This window comes from Mycobacterium paraseoulense (assembly GCF_010731655.1).
GTDB lineage: Bacteria > Actinomycetota > Actinomycetes > Mycobacteriales > Mycobacteriaceae > Mycobacterium > Mycobacterium paraseoulense.
The window spans coordinates 4,885,130-4,904,713 of the sequence record NZ_AP022619.1 but is presented as its reverse complement, the minus strand read 5'-3'; the positions used below and the strand labels follow the sequence as shown (position 1 = coordinate 4,904,713).

At 69.1% G+C, this 19,584-nt stretch carries 18 protein-coding genes; 10 read left to right on the top strand and 8 right to left on the bottom strand.

The window, feature by feature from the left end:
• The first annotated feature begins 14 nt into the window (after positions 1–14).
• Positions 15–725, top strand: a complete 711-nt coding sequence (locus G6N51_RS22830; protein WP_083171636.1) for a TVP38/TMEM64 family protein — start codon at positions 15–17, stop codon at positions 723–725.
• Here the strand turns inward: G6N51_RS22830 and G6N51_RS22825 are convergent.
• Positions 722–1,669 carry a class I SAM-dependent methyltransferase gene (locus G6N51_RS22825; RefSeq protein ID WP_083171637.1) on the bottom strand — a complete coding sequence of 316 codons (948 nt, stop codon included), beginning with the start codon at positions 1,667–1,669 and terminating at the stop codon, positions 722–724. The two genes, G6N51_RS22830 and G6N51_RS22825, sit on opposite strands and share 4 nt — an antisense overlap.
• A gap of 157 nt (positions 1,670–1,826) precedes the next feature.
• Between G6N51_RS22825 and G6N51_RS22820 the strand changes: the two genes are divergently transcribed.
• A complete protein-coding gene (locus G6N51_RS22820; RefSeq protein WP_083171638.1) occupies positions 1,827–4,205 on the top strand; it encodes a lysylphosphatidylglycerol synthase transmembrane domain-containing protein in 2,379 nt (792 codons plus the stop codon).
• A 14-nt stretch (positions 4,206–4,219) separates the two neighbouring features.
• On the opposite strand, the gene G6N51_RS22815 is transcribed toward G6N51_RS22820, so the two are convergent.
• Positions 4,220–6,850 (bottom strand): GH92 family glycosyl hydrolase, encoded by a 2,631-nt coding sequence (locus G6N51_RS22815; RefSeq protein WP_083171639.1) that lies wholly within the window; start codon positions 6,848–6,850, stop codon positions 4,220–4,222.
• A gap of 187 nt (positions 6,851–7,037) precedes the next feature.
• On the opposite strand from G6N51_RS22815, the gene G6N51_RS22810 reads away from it, so the two are divergent.
• Both G6N51_RS22810 and G6N51_RS22805 read left to right on the top strand, forming a co-directional pair.
• Complete coding sequence (locus G6N51_RS22810) at positions 7,038–7,709, top strand: LpqN/LpqT family lipoprotein (RefSeq protein ID WP_083171640.1); 672 nt, start codon at positions 7,038–7,040, stop codon at positions 7,707–7,709.
• A gap of 19 nt (positions 7,710–7,728) precedes the next feature.
• Positions 7,729–8,214 (top strand): hypothetical protein, encoded by a 486-nt coding sequence (locus G6N51_RS22805; RefSeq protein WP_083171641.1) that lies wholly within the window; start codon positions 7,729–7,731, stop codon positions 8,212–8,214.
• Positions 8,215–8,253: 39 nt separating this feature from the next.
• Here G6N51_RS22805 and G6N51_RS22800 read toward each other — a convergent pair whose 3' ends face one another.
• The 3 genes from G6N51_RS22800 to galT are packed head-to-tail and all read right to left on the bottom strand — an operon-like array spanning position 8,254 to position 11,177.
• A complete protein-coding gene (locus G6N51_RS22800) occupies positions 8,254–9,012 on the bottom strand; it encodes a Mut7-C RNAse domain-containing protein (RefSeq protein ID WP_083171642.1) in 759 nt (252 codons plus the stop codon).
• On the bottom strand, positions 9,013–10,101 hold the full coding sequence (locus tag G6N51_RS22795; protein WP_083171643.1) for a galactokinase: 1,089 nt from the start codon (positions 10,099–10,101) through the stop codon (positions 9,013–9,015). It abuts the gene before it with no gap.
• On the bottom strand, positions 10,098–11,177 hold the full coding sequence (gene galT, locus G6N51_RS22790) for a galactose-1-phosphate uridylyltransferase (protein WP_083171644.1): 1,080 nt from the start codon (positions 11,175–11,177) through the stop codon (positions 10,098–10,100). Before galT ends, G6N51_RS22795 begins: the two co-directional genes overlap by 4 nt.
• 106 nt (positions 11,178–11,283) lie before the next feature.
• Between galT and G6N51_RS22785 the strand changes: the two genes are divergently transcribed.
• On the top strand, positions 11,284–13,527 hold the full coding sequence (locus tag G6N51_RS22785; protein WP_083171645.1) for an FUSC family protein: 2,244 nt from the start codon (positions 11,284–11,286) through the stop codon (positions 13,525–13,527).
• Here the strand turns inward: G6N51_RS22785 and G6N51_RS22780 are convergent.
• The gene (locus tag G6N51_RS22780; RefSeq protein WP_083171646.1) at positions 13,497–13,904 is read right to left on the bottom strand and encodes a hypothetical protein; all 408 of its coding nucleotides are present in this window, start codon (positions 13,902–13,904) and stop codon (positions 13,497–13,499) included. The genes G6N51_RS22785 and G6N51_RS22780 overlap by 31 nt on opposite strands.
• 98 nt (positions 13,905–14,002) lie before the next feature.
• Here G6N51_RS22780 and G6N51_RS22775 point away from each other — a divergent pair, with 98 nt between their 5' ends.
• Complete coding sequence (locus G6N51_RS22775) at positions 14,003–15,247, top strand: cytochrome P450 (RefSeq protein ID WP_083171647.1); 1,245 nt, start codon at positions 14,003–14,005, stop codon at positions 15,245–15,247.
• 119 nt (positions 15,248–15,366) lie between these two features.
• On the top strand, positions 15,367–15,864 hold the full coding sequence (locus G6N51_RS22770) for an SRPBCC family protein (RefSeq protein WP_158086210.1): 498 nt from the start codon (positions 15,367–15,369) through the stop codon (positions 15,862–15,864).
• On the opposite strand, the gene G6N51_RS22765 is transcribed toward G6N51_RS22770, so the two are convergent.
• A complete protein-coding gene (locus G6N51_RS22765; RefSeq protein ID WP_083171711.1) occupies positions 15,842–16,282 on the bottom strand; it encodes a MerR family transcriptional regulator in 441 nt (146 codons plus the stop codon). The two genes, G6N51_RS22770 and G6N51_RS22765, sit on opposite strands and share 23 nt — an antisense overlap.
• Positions 16,283–16,343: 61 nt before the next feature.
• On the opposite strand from G6N51_RS22765, the gene G6N51_RS22760 reads away from it, so the two are divergent.
• From G6N51_RS22760 to G6N51_RS22750, 3 genes are read left to right on the top strand one after another with little or no spacing between them, the layout of a single operon-like run.
• Complete coding sequence (locus tag G6N51_RS22760) at positions 16,344–16,661, top strand: hypothetical protein (protein ID WP_083171649.1); 318 nt, start codon at positions 16,344–16,346, stop codon at positions 16,659–16,661.
• A complete protein-coding gene (locus G6N51_RS22755; protein WP_083171650.1) occupies positions 16,658–17,023 on the top strand; it encodes a SpoIIAA family protein in 366 nt (121 codons plus the stop codon). Before G6N51_RS22760 ends, G6N51_RS22755 begins: the two co-directional genes overlap by 4 nt.
• Positions 17,024–17,031: 8 nt before the next feature.
• Positions 17,032–18,198, top strand: coding sequence for an FAD-binding domain (locus tag G6N51_RS22750; RefSeq protein ID WP_083171712.1), 1,167 nt, complete (start codon positions 17,032–17,034; stop codon positions 18,196–18,198).
• Here the strand turns inward: G6N51_RS22750 and G6N51_RS22745 are convergent, their stop codons facing one another.
• On the bottom strand, positions 18,199–19,563 hold the full coding sequence (locus G6N51_RS22745) for a cytochrome P450 (RefSeq protein WP_163750801.1): 1,365 nt from the start codon (positions 19,561–19,563) through the stop codon (positions 18,199–18,201).
• Positions 19,564–19,584 lie beyond the last annotated feature (21 nt).

Sequence of the window (19,584 nt, the reverse complement as noted above, 5' to 3'; positions counted from 1 at the left end):
GGATCGCGGACACGATGATTGACGAGGACGGTGCGCCACCGGCATCCCGGCGACCCCACATCCTGCGGCTCGCGGTGTTCGCCGCGTTCTTGCTCGCGGTGTTCTACCTGGTGGCCGTCGCGCGTGTCGTCGACGTCGAGGAAGTGCGGCGCACTGTCTCGGCGACCGGTTCCGCGGCGCCCGTCACCTACGTCGTCTTGTCGGCCGCGCTGGGCGCGGTGTTCGTGCCGGGCTCGATACTGGCCGCGGGCAGCGGGTTGTTGTTCGGCCCGCTATTGGGTGTCGCCGTGACGCTCGGCGCGACGGTGGGCACCGCGATGGTGGCCGGCCTCATCGGCCGTCGGGCCGGCCGGAACAGCGCCCGGGCGCTGCTGGGACCGGCGCGCGCGGACCGCATCGACGCGTTGATCGAACGCCGCGGGCTGTGGGCCGTCGTCGGCCAGCGCTTCGTCCCCGGGATATCGGACGCGCTGGCCTCCTACGCGTTCGGCGCATTCGGCGTTCCGTTGTGGCAGATGGCGATCGGCTCGTTCATCGGTTCGGTGCCCCGGGCGTTCGCCTACACCGCGCTGGGCGCATCGATCGCGAACCGGTCGTCGTGGTTGGCCTATTCGGCCGTCGCGGTGTGGTGCCTGACCGCCATCGTCGGCGCGGTCGCCGCGCGACGCGGGTACCGCAAGTGGCGCGCCGGCCGCAGCGAGGCGTCGGAACCGGAGGGCCGCTAGCCCTGACTCCGCTGCGCGGTCACGAACAGATTTCCCGGCACGGCGTCGGCCACCTCTTGGGGCGCCGCCCGGCCGTAGCCGGCCATCAGCTCGTCGGACGGGGTGACGGTCACGCTCCAGCCGTGGCGGCGAAACCAGTCGCCGACGTCCTCGCGCTCCTCGAAGTACCACAGCTCGTCGGTCCTCGGCACCTCCCGCTCCGGGGCCACCCGCGCCATCAGCGCGCGGACCCGGTCCATCCGCGCACGACGCTTCGCGCGGAACTCGGGGTCGCAGAACTTCGGTCCCAGCGCCTCCACCGCGACCCGGCTGCCGGGCGCGGTCAGCTGGTGCACGCGGTGGAACAACAACTCCTGGGCAGCGGCCGGCAGATACGGCATCAGCCCTTCGGCCGACCACACACTGGGCGCCGACGGGTCAAAACCCGCCTGCCGCAACGCCATCGGCCAGTCGTGGCGCAAATCCACGGGGACGGCGACCCGGTGACACGCGGGCTGCGCCCCGTGTTCGGCCAGCGTCGACAATTTGAAGTCCAGCACCCGGGGCTGGTCCAACTCGTAGACCGTCGTGCCGTCGGGCCACGGCAACCGCCACGCCCGCGCGTCCAGGCCCGCCGCCAGGATCACCGCCTGCCGGATCCCCGCACGCGTCGCGGCGAGGAAGAACTCGTCGAAAAACGCCGTCCGCGAGGCCATGTAGCCGACCATCGCCCGCATCTGCAGCGGTAACTCCGGCTCGGCCTCGACGAGTTCGTCCGGCAGCTGCGGCGCGGAGTGCCAATTCCACACCCCGTCGCCGGCGGCGTCGAGGAAGATCTGGGCGAACGGATCACGGATCAAGGGGTTCTCGCTTCGCGTCTCCGCGGCGCGCGCCGAAGCCACGCCCAGTGCCGTCGCCCCCACGCTCTCGGTGATCTCCCAGCTGTCGTTGTCGGTTCTCGCCACGCTCGTCCCTCCAATTCGCTAGCCCGACTACCTACCCGACCCTACGCGCGCCCGCTGGGTGGGAGCTGTCCCGCGGCCGGGTATGCGCGTTAAGTTGTCGGCGAGCCGGCGAGCAGATTGGCAGCGCCGCCGAACGGATCCGAAGGATCGTTACCACATGCGAGTCGACGGGCGCGAGATCAGCGTTTCCGGCAGCTTGCTGCAGCCGTTGACCCGGCGCACCAACGACATCCTGCGGCTGGCCGCCAGCGCGGCCTTCCTGGCGGTGGTGATCACGAGTTCGCTGATCACCAGGCCGCAGTGGGAGGCGCTGGAGAAGTCGATCTCGCAGATCGTCGGGGTGCTCTCCCCCCGGCAGTCCGACCTGGTGTACCTCGCATACGGCGTGGCCATCCTCGCGCTGCCGTTCATGATCTTGATCGGCCTGATCGTCGGCCGGCAATGGAAACTGCTGGGGGCGTACGCGGCCGCCGCGCTGCTGGCGGCGCTGCCGCTGTCGGTGGGCGGCAACGGGTTCTCGGCACCCCGGTGGCACTTCGACCTCTCCGAACGCCTGCAGACCGTGCTGGGCCAGTTCCTCGACGACCCGCGCTGGATCGCCATGCTGGCGGCGGTGCTGACCGTCTCCGGTCCCTGGCTGCCCGCGCGCTGGCGGCACTGGTGGTGGGCGCTGCTGCTGGCCTTCGTGCCGATCCACCTGGTGGTCAGCGCGATCGTGCCGGCCCGAGCGCTGTTGGGCCTGGCGGTCGGCTGGCTCGTGGGCTCGCTGGTGGTCCTCGTGGTCGGCACCCCCGCGCTCGAGGTCCCGCTGGAGGCGGCCGTGCGCGCGATGGCCAGGCGCGGCTTCGTCGTCTCGCGGCTCACCGTGGTCCGGCCGGCGGGTCGCGGCCCGCTCGTCCTTTCGGCCGGATGCGAGCAGCCCGACGGCGCGGCGGTCGTCGAGCTGTACGGCCCACACCAACGCAGCGGCGGCACGCTGCGCCAACTCTGGATCAAGCTGCGGCTGCGCGATACCGAGACCGGACCCCTGGTCACCTCCATGCGCCGCGCCGTCGAGCATCGCGCGCTGATGACGATCGCCATCGGGGAGGTGCATCTGGCCAACACCTCGACGCTCGCGGTCGGCACCCTCGACCGAGGCTGGATTCTCTACTCGCACAAGCCTCCCCGTGGCCGGCCGCTGGCCCGCTGCGCGGAGTCGACACCGGTCGAGCGGGTGTGGCGATCGCTGCGGACGCTCAATGACCAGCAGATCGCGCACGGCGACCTGCGCGGCAACGAAATGACCGTCGACGACGGCGCCGTGCTCTTCGGCGGCTTCCACAGCGCCGAATACGGCGCCACCGAAGCCCAACTCCAATCCGATATCGCCCAGCTGCTGGTGACCACCTCGGCCCTGTATGACCCCAAATCGGCGGTGGCCGCCGCCATCGACGCCTTCGACAGGGACACCATCCTGAGCGCCTCACGCCGACTGACGAAAGTTGCCGTGCCCCGGGCGATCCGGAAGTCGATCCCGGACGCGGGCGCGGTCATCTCGGCCGCCCGCGCGGAGGTGAAGCGCCAGACCGGCGCCGACCAGATCAAAACCGAGACGATCACCCGATTCACCCGCAGTCAGCTCATTCAGCTGGTGCTGTTCGGTGCGCTGGTCTACGTCGCATATCCCTTCATCAGCACCGCGCCCACGTTCTTGTCCCAGCTGCGGACCGCGAACTGGTGGTGGGCATTGCTGGGCTTGGCGGTGTCCGCGCTGACCTACGTCGGGGCGGCCGCCGCGCTGTGGGCGTCCGCGGACGAGACGGTGAGCTTCTGGAAGCTGTCGGTCGCGCAGGTGGCCAACACCTTTGCCGCCACGACGACGCCCGCCGGGGTGGGCGGGTTGGCGCTCAGCACGCGGTACCTGCAAAAGGGCGGCGGGCTGTCCGCCATGCGGGCCACCACGGCGGTGGCCCTGCAGCAATCCGTGCAGGTGATCATGCACCTGGTGTTGCTGATCCTGTTCAGCTTCGTTGCGGGCGCATCGATGAACCTCTCACACTTCGTCCCCACCGCCACGGTCCTGTACCTGATCGCGGGTGTGGCGCTCGGGATTATCGGCACCTTCTTGTTCGTACCCAAGCTGCGCCGCTGGCTGGCGACGGATGTGCGCCCCAAACTCAAGGAGGTGACAACCGACCTCATCGAGGTGGCCCGAGAGCCCCAGCGCTTGGGATTGATCGTACTCGGTTGCGCCGGAACGACTCTCGGTGCCGCACTGGCGCTGTGGACCAGCGTCGAGGCATTCGGTGGCGGTGCTTCGTTCGTCACCGTCACCGTGGTGACCATGGTCGGCGGAACGCTGGCCTCCGCCGCCCCGACACCCGGGGGCGTCGGGGCCGTCGAAGCGGCGCTGATCGGTGGGCTCGCCGCCTTCGGCATCCCGCCGGCGATCGGCCTACCGTCGGTGCTGCTGTATCGGGTGCTCACCTGCTGGCTGCCCGTGTTCGTCGGCTGGCCGGTGATGCGCTGGTTGACCAAGAACGAGATGATCTGAGGATCGCCGCGGAATCACTGGGACGAGTCTTGCACCACCACGAGAATCGTTGAGGTGCGCGAGCTTTGGCCGACAGTCGAGGTCAGGTAGACCAAGTAGTACTCCTCGGACACCGAGCGTGCCACCGCGATGGGGACGTCGATGCTCGCCGACCCGTCCGGGGAGAACTCGCCCGCCTTGGGCGTCACGCTGATACCGCCATCGGAGCCGGTGCCGGTGACGGTGTAGCCGCCGGCGTCGCCGATCATCCGTTGCGCGTCCAGCCTGACCGTGCCCGTGCTGCCCGGGGCGATCGTGACGATCGGCCTGGGAACGTTGACCGTTACCGCCGAACTGCCGGCACCGAACGACGGCGGCGCGGACGATTCGCTTGTGCCCCAATTCCTGTCCGGGTAGGCGGCAAGCGAGAAGGAAAGCTCCCCGCCGGTGCGGACGAATGACTCGGGCAGCCACGTGTGGTCGGTGGCCCGGCCGTCGACGCGAAGCCCGCTGATGTATTTGAGGTGGTGCGGTCCGGACGCGCCCGGTGCGGAGATCCGAATGGCGTTGCCGTGGGGAAGCGTGATCACGGCACGGTCGAACAGCGGTGCGCCCACGGTGAGTATCGATGTTCCCGGAGTGCTCGGATAGAGGCCCAGGGCCGCCCAGACGTACCAGCTGGCCATCGCGCCGAGATCGTCGTTGCCCGGCTCCCCGTCGGCCGTCGGGCCGAACAGGCCGCGCACCCGGTCGACCGTGCGCTGCGTCTTCCACGGCTGACCGATGTAGTTGTACAGCCACGGCACCCCGAACCCGGGTTCGTTGCCGGCCCACAGGTAGGGCTCGTTGGGACCGACGTTGAGTTTCTTGGTGAAGCCGTCGAGCCGCCCGGCCACCGCCTGCCGGCCGCCGAGCGCGGTCACCAGGCCGGCCACGTTGTGCGGCACCCACCACACGTACTGCGTGGCGTTGCCCTCGTCGAAGCCGACCTGGCCGAAATCGGAGGGGGACACCACGAACGCGGGACCGGCGCGGAAGAAGCTGGTCCAGTTGCGCGGCGAAATGTATCGGGTGGTCGGGTTGAACAGGTTCTGCCAGTACTGGGACCGGCGCTGGAATTCGGCGGCGGTGCCCGGGTCACCGAGCGAATCGGCGAACCGCGAGATGGCGAAGTCGTCGACCGACCACTCCAGCGTGATCGACGCGTCGGCCACCCAGCCATCGGTGCGGAACTCGAAGGAGAACGGCGCGTAGCCGAATTTCAGATACGTGTCGATCCCCGGTCGCTCGACGTAACCGCCCAGCCCGACACCGCCTTTCGTCGCCGCGTTCACCATGTAGCGCAGCGCCGCCCCGGTGTCGAAGTCCTGGGCGCCGAAGGCGTGGAAGTTCGCGATGAGCGGTACCACGTTGTCCCCGCTCATCTCCGCGGTCGCGGCGTTGGCCAGCGCCCACCGTGGCAGCGCTCCGCTCTGCTCGGCGTCGTTCACGAGCGATTGGGCCATATCGCTGGCCCGGTCCGGAAAGAGGAGCGCCTGCAACGCCGCCAGGCACCGGTAGGTGTCCCAGTCGGAGAAGTTGGCGTACTGCGTGTGCCCCGCGGCCACGGTGTGCACGGCACCGTCGAACCCGGTGTAACGCCCGTCCACGTCGTTGAAGGTGTTGGGGTGCAGCAGCGATCGATACAGGGAGGTGTAGAACGTTTCCAGGTCGTCGGCGTTGCGACCGGCGACCGAGATGCGCGACAGCGCGGCGTTCCACATCCTCGACGCCGTGCGGCTCACGTCGTCGAAGCTCGCCGAACCCTCGGCCGCCAGGTTCGCCCGCGCCCCGTCGATACCGACGTAGGAGATCGCGGTCCGCACCTCGAGCACCGCTCCCGCCGGAAATTCCACGTACCCGCCGCTGTACGGCGAATTTGCGCTGCGGGCACCGGGATACACCGCATTGCCGTCCCAGGCTCCGTAGGAAACGAAAGGCTGGCTGAACTTCATCGCGAAATAGACCGTGTACGTGTTGTTCTTGCCGCAGAATCCGCCGCTGGTGGCCCAGCCGGTGATCGTGGTGTTGTCCTGGCCGATCTGGATGGTCGCGCGGGAGTTGCCCGCCAACGACGCCCCGGAACGCACGTGTAGCAGCGCGGGGCGGCCGTTGCGCGGATAGCTGAATCGGCCGACGCCCGTCCGCGTGGTGGCGGTGAGCTCGGCCTTGACCCCGGTGCCCGGGAACCGGACCGTGTAGTAGCCCGGCACGCCGCGCTCGGTGCCGTCGTGGGCGATCCGTTCCCAGGCGTTCCACGGCTGCGAGCCAATTCCATTGGTGGTCGGCAGCATTGAGATGTCACCGAACGCGGCGCAACCCACCGAGGCGTGGGTCATGCTGAACCCGGTCGAGCGCGGGTTGTCGTAGTTGTAGCCGGCGTAATTGCCGACGGTGTCCGGCGAGTACTGCACCATGCCGAACGGCACAGTGGCGCCGGGGAAGTTGTTGATCTCCCCCACCGTCTGACCGCCCGTTCCGGTGCCGATCAGCGTGGCGACGTGATCGACCGGGTTGGTCACGAGTCCGGGCTCACCGTCGTAGGCGATGGGCGGCGCCGCTGCGACGAATGCCATGAAGACGACCGACGCCGCAAGTAGTGCGACGAGGGCCCTGCGTGACCGCATACCTGTCTCTTACTGGACAACGGTGTACCGGGTGGCTGTTTTTCGTGAACGAATTGGATAACGATTTGCGGTCCGCCGCGATCCGGCCAAAAAATCAAAAGATCGGCAACGTTGCTCGCCAATTCGGCTACTGTCATTTCGCCGTGGTCGGCGCTGGTACCGGCCCCAATTTTCGGGAGATTGGATAATGAAACATTTGACGCTAGCAACCATTTCCGTTGCACTGAGTCTGGCGCTCGCCGGTTGCGGCCACGATCACAAGACCGGCAATCAATCGTCGACCTCGACGACCACGTCCACGTCGACATCGACGTCGACGTCCGCCACCAGCGCAGCCCCGGCCGCGAAGGCGAAATACACCATCGCCGACTACGTCAAGGACAACCACATCACCGAGACCCCCGTCCATCACGGCGATCCCGGCCCCAACGTCGACCTGCCGGTGCCCGCCGGCTGGCAGCTCAACCAGAACGCCGACACGTCGTACGGCGGAATTGTCTCGACCCAGCCCAGCAACCCCGCCGACCCGCCCACCGTTACGGCGCTGTTCTCCAGGCTCAGCGGCGACGTCGACCCGGCGAAGATCATCCAGTACGCCCCGGGCGAGGTGCAGAACCTGCCAGGATACGAGGGCGGTGACGGCAAAGCGTCCACGCTCGGCGGCTTCCAAGCGTGGCAGCTCGGCGGCACGTACCAGAAGGACGGCACCACCCGCGTCATCGCGCAGAAAACGGTGGTGATCCCCAGCCAGGGCGCGGTCTACGTGCTGCAGCTCAACGCCGAGGGCCCGCAGGCCGACCAAGGCCCGCTGATGGACGCCACCAACGTCATCGACGACCAGACCACCATCACGCCCTGATTGGCTCTACGGTAAGCACATGGCAGGGCAGGAATATGCGATAGACGCCGGGCACCCACCGTCGGCCCTGCTGCGCGTCATCAACCCGATGATGGGTTTCCTGCTTCGCACCCCGCTCGCCGGACCCGCCCGCAAGCAGCTGATGGTGTTGAGCTTCACCGGGCGGAAATCGGGGCGGCCGTTCACGCTTCCGGTCAGCGCGCACGTGATCGACGGCCAGCTCTACGCGTTGACCGGGGCGAGCTGGAAGCAGAACTTCCGCGACGGCGCACCCGCGCGGGTGGTCTACGACGGCAAAACCACCGCGATGCGCGGGGAACTCATCGCGGACCGCGCCGCCGTGTCCGACCTCTTCCTGCGCTGCGCCCAGTCCTACGGCGTCCGGCGCGCGCAACGCATGATCGGACTGAAATTCCGCGATCAACGCATACCGACGCGCGAGGAGTTCGCCGAGGCGGTCGACCGGATGCACCTGCGAGCGGTGCGCCTGACGCCGGCCGAGTAGCGCCGCTACCCGTCGGGGCCGGATGCCCGCAGGGGGCATTCATCCGAGCTGGTCACGAAGCCTGTCGACGAGCCGGACCAATTTCTCGTGATGCGACCCGGGCCAGTAAACCCGCCCGCATTCCGCGCACCGGCTGAACTCGTCGTGGTACTGGCGCGTCAGCGGCTCCAACTGGTCGATCACCTCCTGCTTGGCGACCCGGGTCAACGCGCCGTTGCAGCGCACACAGCGGGTGAGCGGCGCCAGCCGCTCTCCCAGGTCCAGCCGCCGCAGCACGTCGAGCGCCTGCTCTTCGGGGTCGCCGGACCTAACGAACAGGCCGCGGGTGACGGCGCGCCGCTTCAACAGGCCGCGATCGCGGGTCAACAGGATCCGGTGCCCCTCGGCGCTGATGTCGGCCAGCGTCTTGTCGTCGGCGTCGTTCGACCACCACACGTCGAACCCGAGCAGGCGAAGCAGCCAGGCCAGCCTGCCCAGGTTGACGTCGACGACGAACCGCGGATCGCGCAACGGCACCGGCCGCAGCCGGGCGGTCGCCCCGACGTCGAGCGCCTCGAACACCGGGTAGGCCGCGATGCGGTCGCCGAAGTCCGGGCGGTAGGCGAAGTCACGCGGGTACCCGTTCACCACGATGAGGTCGACCTCGGTGTGCGGGACACCCATCGCCTCCAGGACGTCCTTGACGGTCTGATGCGGCCGGAACGGTCGGCGCACCGTCGTCCCGCGCGTCTGGGAAGACAGGAAGTCGTTGAGCTCGGCGTACACCCGAACTTCGACGTGACCGGTCGGCTCGTTCACTCACCCGGGCCCCGCGCCGGCGGCGGCGCGGGTGCGGGTGATGACCGGCGGCTCGAGACCGGCGGCGGCCACGGCGCTTCGCACCGCCTCGCCGACCGCGTCGGCGCGGTCGGCCGGCACCAGCGCGATCACGCAGCCCCCGAACCCCCCACCGGTCATGCGGGCACCCAGCGCGCCCGCGCGTACCGCGGTGTCGGCGATCAGGTCGATGTGCCCCGTGGTGATTCCGAAATCGTTGCGCATGGACGCGTGCGAGGCGGTGAAGATCCGCCCGGCCCCGGCGAAGTCCGAACGCTGCAGCGCCGCAACACAATCGATCACCCGCTGGTTCTCGCTCAGCACGTGGCGGGCCCGGCGGGCGTCGACCGGGTCGCGCACCGCGGCGACGGCGGACGGCCCGCGGTCCTGGACCTCGCGCAGCGAGGACGCACCGAGATCCGCGGCCGCCCGCTCGCACGACGCGCGGCGTGCGGCATAGTCGCCGCCGGCGTGGCTGTGCCGGGCGCGGGAGTCGATCAGCAACAGCGCGACACCGGCGGCGTCGGGGTCGAAGGCCACCGGCGCGACCGTGAGATCGCGAAAGTCGATCAGCAACGCGGTCGCCGGCCGGCCGAATAGTGCGGCCAGCTGGTCGAGCAAACCCGTTGGGGCGCCGACGTAGTCGTTCTCGGCGCGCTGGGCGAGCCGCGCCTGTTCCCGGGGGTCGACGCGCGCACCGGCGGCCGTCGCGATCGCGCCCAGGACCGCGCACTCCAGCGCGGCCGACGAGGACAGGCCCGACCCTATCGGGACGTCGCTGGTGACGTGCATCGCGCCGCCGGGCACCGGGTGACCGGCCTGGCGCAGCGCCCACATCACCCCGGCCACGTAGGCGGCCCAGCCGGCCACCCCGCCGGGGGCGGTGCCGAGCGGGATGCGCACCGGCCCGTCCGCGTGGTCGCTGACCACGGTGATCGCCTCGCCACGGTCCGGCGTGAACGTCACCACCGTGCGCTGCGGCAACGCGATCGGCAGCGCGAACCCCAGGTTGTAGTCGGTGTGCTCGCCGATCAGGTTGATCCGGCCCGGCGCGGCGTACCGGATCGTCATCCCAGATCCCTGAGCCGCCGCGCCACGCTCTCGGGCGTGACATCGCTGATGAATGCGTCCATCGCAGACTCGGAGGCCGCCAGATACTTGAGCTTGGTGGCGCTGCGCCGGATCGACATCAGCTCGACGTGGAAGTAGCCGTCGGCCTGGGCTTCGGCGTCGGTGTACTGGTGCAGTGCCGAAATGTACGGCAGCGGTGAGGCATACATCCGGTCGAACCTCCGCAGCACGTCGAGGTAGGCCCGCGCGAACCCGTCCAGTTCGTCCTCGTCGAGGTCGACGATGTTGCGCACAAACCTGTTCGGGTAGATGTGCACCTCGACCGGCCAGCGCGCGGCGAACGGCACGAACGCGGTGAACAGGTCGTCGCGCGCGACGATCCGGCTGCCGTCGGCGACTTCGCCGGCCAGCAGGTCGCCGAAGAGGTTGGTGCCGTGGCGTGTCCGGTGCCGGCGCGCCCGGTCCAGCATGGCGGCGGTGCGCGGCGTCAGGTACGGATAGCCGTAGATCTGCCCGTGCGGGTGGGTCAGCGTCACCCCGATCTCCTCGCCGCGGTTCTCGAAACAGAAGACCTGCTCGATCCCCGGCGCGGCCATCAGGTCGCCGGTGCGGTGCCGCCATGCCTCGATGACCAGCCGGGCGTGCGCCGGTTCCAGCCCCGCGAACGAGCCGGTGTGGTCGCTGGAGAAGCAGATCACCTCGCAGCGGCCCTGCCCCGGGGCGGACACGAAGCCGTCACCGGCGGGCGCAAGCGCCGGCCCGGAGCCGGCCAGGCTGGGGAACCGGTTCTCGAAGACGACGACGTCGTAGTCGGGGGCGGGCACCTCGCTGGTCAGCCCCGTCGGGCCCGGGCACAGCGGGCACTGGTCGGCGGGCGGCTTGTAGGTGCGGTCTTGGCGCAGCGCCGCGACGATCACCCACTGCCCCGTGGTCTGGTCGAACCGGAGCTCGGTCTGCTGCCCGCCGGGCGCCGGCAGCGGCCTGCGATCCTCGACCGGCGCCGGGCGATGGCCGGGCAGCGCGAAGAACAGCAGGTCACGGCCGTCGGCCAGCTTCGCCCGCGTCGGCGCTGTCACGATGTCGAAGACTAGCCTGTGCCGAAGTCCGGGTAACCATGGTTGGTCCGGCGGGCGAGAAGGGGGCGCGGCGATAACCGTTCTTTACGAACAAGCCGGCAACTGGGTGATCGGCTCGGATCCCGGTTTGCTTCGGCTGCGGATGGCGACGCGGACGACGGCCGCGCTCGGCTGTTCGCTGCTGGCCCTCTACGCCGTGACCCGGGCGACGGGACAGCCGCTGACCGTCGCGTTGCTGGGCGTCGTCATCACGATGGTCGCGTCGCGATCCGTCAACGAGCCCGACCCGCGCCGGCAGCGGATCACCATGGCGCTGTTGCCCCTGCCCGCCGCGGTGTCCATCACGGCCGCCGCGGTGCTCGCGTCCCACCAGCTGGTCAGCGACGCGGTGTTCGTGGTGGTCGTGTTCACCGCCGCGTACGTCCGCCGGTTCGGGGCGCGGGGCAGGGCGCTGGGCATGGTCGCGTTCATGTCCTACTTCTTCACGTTGTATCTGCGAGCGCGCATTTCGGAGCTGCCGTGGATGATCGGGGCGGTCGCGGTGGGCACCGTGTGCACCTTCGTGATGACCACCTACGTCATGCCCGATCGGCCCGAGCGGGTGCTGCGTGCCACCATCCGGGCGCTGCGGGCGCGCATGGCGATCGTCGTGGACACCACGGCCGAAGTGGTGCGCACCGGCCACCTCGACGAACGACGCCGGCGCCGCATGCGGGCGCGCACCCTTCGGCTCAACGAGACCGCCCTGATGGTGCAGAGCCAGATCGAGGACAAGGCCGACCCCGCCACGCTGTGGCCGGGCGTCACCGCCGAACAATTGGCCCCCTGGCTGCTGGACGCCGAACTGGCGATCGAATGGGTGGCCACGGCCGGCCGGCGGGCCGCCGCGGCGGCCCCCGAGACCCCGGGCGCCATCCCCGGCCCCACCCGGGCCGCCCTCGTCGACGCGCTCTCCCGGCTGGCACGGGCCATCCGCCTTCCCGAGCCCGATGGCCTCCGGCGGGCCGCAGACCAGGCGCAGCGGCTATTGGACGAGCAGTGCGGTCCCGCGGGCGACGACCCCGGCGGCGTCGCCGTGCGCCGGCTCGCCCTGGCGATAATCAACGCCGCCACAGCGACTTCCGACGTCCGGGCCATCGTCGACCGCGCGGTCACCGCCGGCGAAACCGTGGAGGCCGCGGACAGCGAGCGGCCGCCGGCATCCGATGACGCACCCATCGCCGGACCCGAAGAAGCGGAAATCAAGGGTCTCCGGCCGACCACCCGGCAGGCCATTCAGGTCACCGTCGCCGCGGTGCTGGCCATCGTCGTCGGCGAGCTGGTGTCTCCGGCCCGCTGGTATTGGGCGGTGATCGCCGCGTTCGTCATCTTCGCCGGAACCAACTCGTGGGGCGAGACCCTGACCAAAGGATGGCAACGCCTGCTCGGCACCCTGCTCGGCGTGCCCTGCGGCGTGCTGGTGGCCACGCTGCTGGCCGGCGATAAGGCCGCCGCGCTCACCGGGATCTTCGTGTGCCTGTTCTGCGCCTTCTATTTCATGACGGTCACCTACAGCCTGATGACCTTCTGGATCACCACCATGTTGGCGTTGCTGTACGGCCTGCTCGGCCAATTCTCTTTCGGCGTACTGATGTTGCGGATCGAAGAGACCGCGATCGGCGCGGTCATCGGGGCGACCGTGGCGGTCGTCGTGCTGCCGACGCACACCAGGACCGCCATCCGTGAGGACACCCGGACTTTTCTGGCCACCCTGTCGGCGCTGATCGACGTGTCCACCGCAACGATGTTCGGCGCGCAGGAGAGCCTGAGCCCGTCCGAGCAGGCACGCCGGCTCGACCGGGACCTGCAGCAATTCCGGGTCACCGCCAAGCCGCTGCTGGCGGGTGTCGCCGGCCTGGCCGGACGGCGCAGCATTCGCCGCGCGCTGCGCATCTTCGCCGCGTGCGACCGGTACGGCCGCAGCCTGGCGCGCAGCAGCGAGCAGTATCAGGACCCGGTGTGGTCGCAACCGCTCGCCGTTGAAGTGGAACAAGCCTTCTCGGCCGCCGCGGCCCAGACGCGGCGCAACATCGATGCGCTGGCCGCCGCCATCGGGACCGGACAGCGGCCGACGATCATCTCGGCGGCCGACGACCTCGACAACGCCGAAACCCTGGCCCGTCAGCGCGACGGGGAAGGCGGGTCACTCGGCCAACCGGGGCCCGACACCCGACGATTCCTCACCGCGGTGCACGCGCTCCGCCAGATCGAGCGGGCCGTCGTGACCGCGGCCACCAACCTCGGCGGGCGCGAAACCGCCGGCGCCGGGTCTCACGGATTTCAGAGGCCTGGCAGGCACGCGGGGAAATAGCACGGCTGATTGGGCCCCTGCGCCTTTCTCACCAGGTCGAACAGCGCAGCCATGGTTTGCAACAGCCGCAATTCCACCCCGGGCCGCTGCGCCGGAGGCAGGTTTTGCGCGTCGTTGGACACCGTGGTGGCCTGCTGCTGAAGCTGAGTCAGCCGTTGTTGTCGTTGCGCCGGGGTGAGGTTGTCCCAGTTGTCGTGCAGCTCGTTCACCTGCCGCTGCAGCTCTGCGACCTCGGCCTCGGGGTCGGGTGCGGGGGGTGGCTCCAGCCGGTAACCGTGGCCGAAAGCGGCCGGCGCCGTCGCGTCGGCGTGCGCGGGGCAAGCCGTCACGATCATGGCGACCGTCAGGCCGGCGGCGGCCATCGCTGTGATTCTCATGGAGGCTTCTCTTCTTCCATGCTCGGCTTTATGGTGCTGGCAGTAAGACACGCGGGGTTTGCTACCGATCCCAATAGGCACGCGTGAGGAGAACTCCGATGGCCGCACCGAACCTCCCGCCGGGCTTTGACTTCACCGATCCCGACATCTACGCCCACCGGTTGCCGGTGCAAGAGTTCGCCGAACTGCGCGCAACGGAACCGATCTGGTGGAACGAGCAGGTGCCCGGCGCGGGCGGATTCGGTGACGGTGGCTACTGGGTGGTGACCAAGCACCGCGACGTCCGCGAGGTCTCGCTGCGCAGCGACGTCTTCTCCTCGGCGGCCAAGTCGATCGTGCCGCGTTACCGCGACGACGTGGCGGCCGGCCAGATTGCGGCGGGCCGGGCGTCGATGATCATGATGGACGACCCCGAACACAGCCGGTTGCGCAAGATCGTCTCGCGGGCCTTCACGCCCCGCGCGGTGGAGCGGCTGCGCACCGAACTCTCCGAGCGGGCGGGCCGCATCGTGACCGAAGCGGCGGCGGCCGGTTCGGGCGACTTCGTCCGCCAGGTGGCCTGCGAGTTACCGCTGCAGGCCATTTGCGGGCTGCTCGGTGTTCCGCCCGAGGACTACGGCAAGCTGTTCGACTGGACGAACAACATGATCGGCGGCGACGATCCGGAGTTCGCCGGCAACGATGCGCTGACGTCGGCGGGCGAATTGATGTGGTACGCAATGCAACTGGCGGCCCGCAAGCGGGACGAGCCGGGCGACGACATCGTCACGACGCTGATCCGCGCGGACGCCGAGGGCCAGCGCCTCTCGGAGGCGGAGTTCGGCATGTTCGTGGTCACCCTGGCCGTCGCCGGAAACGAGACGACGCGGAACTCGATCACCCAGGGGATGATGGCCTTCACCGATCATCCGGCGCAGTGGGAGCTGTTCAGGGCGCGGCGACCCAAGACGGCGGCCGACGAGATAATCCGTTGGGCGACACCGATCACTGCGTTTCAGCGCACCGCGCTCGCCGACACCGAGCTCGGCGGTGTCCGGATCGCCGAGGGCCAGCGGGTGGTGCTGTTCTACCGCTCGGCCAACTTCGACGAAGAGGTCTTCGATGCCCCGTACACCTTCGACGTATTGCGCAGCCCGAACCCGCACGTGGGTTTCGGCGGCACCGGTGCGCACTACTGCATCGGCGCCAACCTGGCGCGCATGACGATCGACCTGATGTTCAATGCGCTCGCCGATCACGTGCCCGACCTGACTCCCCTGGCGAATCCCGAGCGGCTGCGGTCGTCGTTCATCAACGGCATCAAGCACTGGCAGGTCGACTACCGCGGCGCGCGGACCCACTAGGCCCTGGTGCCCGCCGGCCGAACGGCCGGAACTCGACCAACGGGACAGATATTCATATATGCGCATTAATGAACTAATGTCGAGGAATAGGGGTCGAAAAGCAACGGAGGGAGTTCAAGGTGTTCGAGTTCAGCGAATCGGTCTTGATAGCAGCACCACACGCACAGGTATGGAATGTGCTCCGCGACATCGACCGCTGGTGGTTGGCTTCCAACAGCGAGCACAAAAGCCTCGAGCACCTGGACTCGCTGCCGGCGACAGAGGTCGGCGCGCGACTGCGGATCGCGGAAAAAATCGGCGGGATACCCGGGGTGGCCGAGGGGACCATCACCGCTGTGGACCCGGGCACGGCGGTCACCTGGGAAGCCGACGCGCGGTATCGCTGGTTCGGCGTTTCGCTGCCGGTGGGTGAGGGCGTGACCTGGCGCGTCGAGCCGAGCGACGGGGCCAGCACCCGGGTCAGCGCGCGGGTGTGGGCCACGTTCCCACGCCACTTGTTGGGGCGCATCGCGGCGTTCGCCTTCGTGCACCTGCTGCACGGCATCGAGAAGGATCGCGAGCACACCCGAACCGAGCTGCGCTATCTCAAGCGGCTCATCGAAAATCCGGGGACGTGACCCGGGTCGTAGCGCAGGGTCGGGACAGCCCTTCCAGCACAACGCATTCCGTGGCGGGCCGGCCATCGCAGTCAGCCTTCGAGGTCACGATCAATTCGGCGATGCGGCTTTCCAGCGTTCGCAAGTCCGCGAGCTTTGCCCGCACCGCGGTGAGGTGGAGCTCCGCCAGGTCACGGGCCTCAACGCAGGACCGATCAGCATCGTGCGTGAGTTCGACGAGAGCGCGGACCTGCTCGACCGAAAAATCAAGATCCCGGCAGCGTCGAATGAAAGTCACCCGCCGCACATCGTCGTCGTCATACCGACGCTGACCGCCGACCCGCCGCGGGTGGGGCAGCAGACCGATCTGTTCGTAGTAGCGAATGGTCGGCGCCGTCGTCCCGGTTGCACCGGCAAGCTCGCCAATCCTGAGGGCCATCTCCCCATGGTCTCGCGTGCGGTCTTGACCCTCAACCCACGTGAAGTCCGATCCTTGAGGCATGCCCGAGAATGACCTTGCCTGCAGCCTGACGGCCTCCGATCACGCGGCGCGAATGGCGTGGATCGGACAACTCAACGCGACGGCCCTACAGACTCATCAGCGCGATGGCCAGCGGATGCGGCTGCGGTACCGGCCGGCGGCCGCCGCGCAGGCACGGGAACTGGTGCGTCGCGAGCGCGAGTGCTGCCCGTTTCTGCGGTTCGGCACCGAGGAGAGCGACGACGCGTTCGTCGTGATCATCGACGCCCCGGACGATTTGGACACCGCAGCCGATGAGCTGTTCGCGCCGTACATTCAACTGCGAGGCCGGCCGTGATCGACGTCATGCGCGGGAGCGACCGCGACGTGCTGGGACTGTGCGCGACGGGCAAACTGACCGCGGGCGATTACCGCGACGTGCTGGTGCCCACGGTGCAGAGCTTGCTCGACCGCTTCGGCACCCTGAAGGTGCTCTTCCTCATCGGCGAGCCGTTCGACGGATGGACCCTGCGCGCGGCGTGGGTCAACACCGTTTTCGACATCGGGCACCGCAACGACTTTCGCAAGGTTGCCGTGGTCGGCGCGCCGCGGTGGGAGCAATGGTGCGTCAACGTCGCCGCCGCGTGGCTGATGAGCGGCGAGTTGCGAACTTTCGACCGTGAGCGACTGGACGCGGCATGGGAGTGGGTGCGAGCGTAGAGGCCGCCATGAGAATCGCCATCAGCGGCGCCGGCGTGGCCGGGGCGGCCCTTGCCCACTGGCTGCAGCGCACCGGCCACACGCCGACGCTGATCGAGCAGGCGCCGCAATTCCGCACCGGCGGCTACATGATCGACTTCTGGGGCGTCGGCTACCAGGTGGCCAAGCGGATGGGCATCGAAGAGCAGATCCGCGCCGCCGGCTACCACATGGAACGGCTTCGCTCGGTCGGCCCGAACGGCGAGGTCAAGGCGGACGTGGACGTGAACGTCTTTCGCCGGGTCCTCGGCGCCGACCTCACCAGCCTGCGGCGCGGCGATCTGGCCGCGGCGATCTACACCACCATCGAGGACAAGGTCGAAACCATCTTCGGCGACAGCATCGCCACCGTCGACGACCGCGGCGACGGCGTACGGCTCACCTTCGACAACGGCGCGCCGCGCGATTTCGACCTGCTGATCGGCGCCGACGGACTGCATTCCAACGTGCGCGGTCTGGTGTTCGGGCCAGAGCGACCATTCGAGCACTATCTGGGTTGCAAGGTCGCGGCCTGCGTGGTCGACGGTTACCGTCCGCGCGAGGAGCTCGCCTACGTGACCTACGCCGCCCCCGGGCGGCAGCTGGCGCGTTTCGCGCTGCGCGACGATCGCACCACGTTCCTGTTCATCTTCCGCGCCGGGCACGATGATGACGGGATCGCGCCGAAAGACCAGTTGCGCAAAGAGTTCGGCGACCTCGGCTGGGAGGCCAAACCCATGCTGGCCGCACTCGACGACGTCGAAGACCTGTACTTCGACGTCGTCAGCCAGATTCGGATGGACCGCTGGTCCCGTGGCCGGGTGTTGTTGATCGGCGATGCGGCCGGGTGTATTTCGCTACTCGGCGGGGAGGGCACCGGCCTGGCCATCACCGAGGCATACGTGCTGGCGGGCGAACTCGCCCGCGCCGGGGGCGATCATTGCCGCGCTTTCGGCGCGTATGAGGCGCGCATGCGGCCCTTCATCGGCGACAAGCAAGCCGGTGCGGCCCGCTACATCGGGTTCTTCGCCACCCGGACCCGATTCGGACTGTGGTTGCGCGACGTGGCGCTGCGCACCATGAATTTCGCCCCACTGGCGACGCTGTTCGCGGGCGGCGTGCGCGACGACTTCGACCTGCCGGATTACGGCATTTAGCTACCGGGCCGGCGTCCGCGTCCCCGCCGCGGCGGGGACGTCCCTGACCGCCCTCAGCCGGATCCGGGCCCCGCGATGCGGCACCAGCACGACGAATTTCAGCTTCTGCCGTTCGCCGGCCGCGGCGGTGGTCTCCAGATCGGCCCGGCGCAGGATCTCGCGCAGCACCACCCGCATCTCGACCAGGGCGAAGCCGGCGCCCAGACAGCGACGGTTGCCTCCGCCGAACGGGAACCAGGTCGTCGGGCTCAGCGCGGCGCCCAGCATGCGGTCCGGATCGAACCGGTGCGGATCCTGGTACACCGAGGCGCTGGTGTGCACCAGCCCGATTCCAGGCGCCACCATCACCCCGGCCGGCAGCCGGTAGCCGGCCACGTCGGCCGGTTCGGTCAGGACCCGCCCCACGTCGAACACCACCGGACGGATCCGCAACGTCTCCTTCACCAGCGCGTCGAGATATTCGTCCCCGGCCGGGTCACCCGCGGCGCTGGCCTCGGCGGCGGCGACGGCCTTGGCCAGCACGGCGGGGTGGCGGGTCAACCGCTCGAGCGCCCAGGACAACCCGTTCGCGGTGGTGTCGTGCCCGGCCACCAGCAACGTCATCAGCTGGTCCCGCAGCTCGTGGTCGGACATCGTCCGTCCGCCGTCGTCGGCGCGGACCAGCATGGCCAGCACGTCGGTGCGTTCGGCCAGGTGGGGATCCGCGCGGCGCTCGGCGATCTCCGTATAGAGCAGACGGTCTGCTTCGGCCATGCACCGGCGCAGTCCCCGCCAGGGGAGGTAGCGCTGCAGCTCCGGCTTCGCCAGCGCCAGCGTCGCCCACGAGCCCACGGTGAGCAGCCGCGGCATGATCGCCCGCAGGGCCGCGAGCCGGGCCGGGTCGGTGGCGCCGATGACGGTGCGCAGGATCACCTCGAGGGTGATCTCCGACATCTTGGGCGCGGCCGCGAAGCTCTTGCCCACCGGCCACCCCGCGATATTCGCCGCGGCAATCTCAGCCATCAGCCCGGCTTGGCGCGCGACGGCGTCGCGGTGAAACGGCGGCAGCATCAGGCGGCGCCGATCCCGATGGACGTCTTCGTCGATCACCAGAAGAGAGGTGTCGCCGAGCAACCCGCTCAGAATCGAATTCGCTTCGCCCGCATGGAAGACATGCGGGTCGCCGGCGAATACCGCCTTGATATCGGACGGGTCGGCCAGATACACCAGCGTGCCCATCCCGGCGACGCGCAGCGTGAACACATCCCCGTAACGCCGCCGGCAGGCGGCGACGAAGCGCGACCCTCGGTGCAGCATGACCGCGGCCTGTACCGCCCGGGGCAGCCGGGGCCCGGGAGGAAGTGCTGCACCCGCGGTTTTGGGCATTGCCCCAATTTTACGACCGGC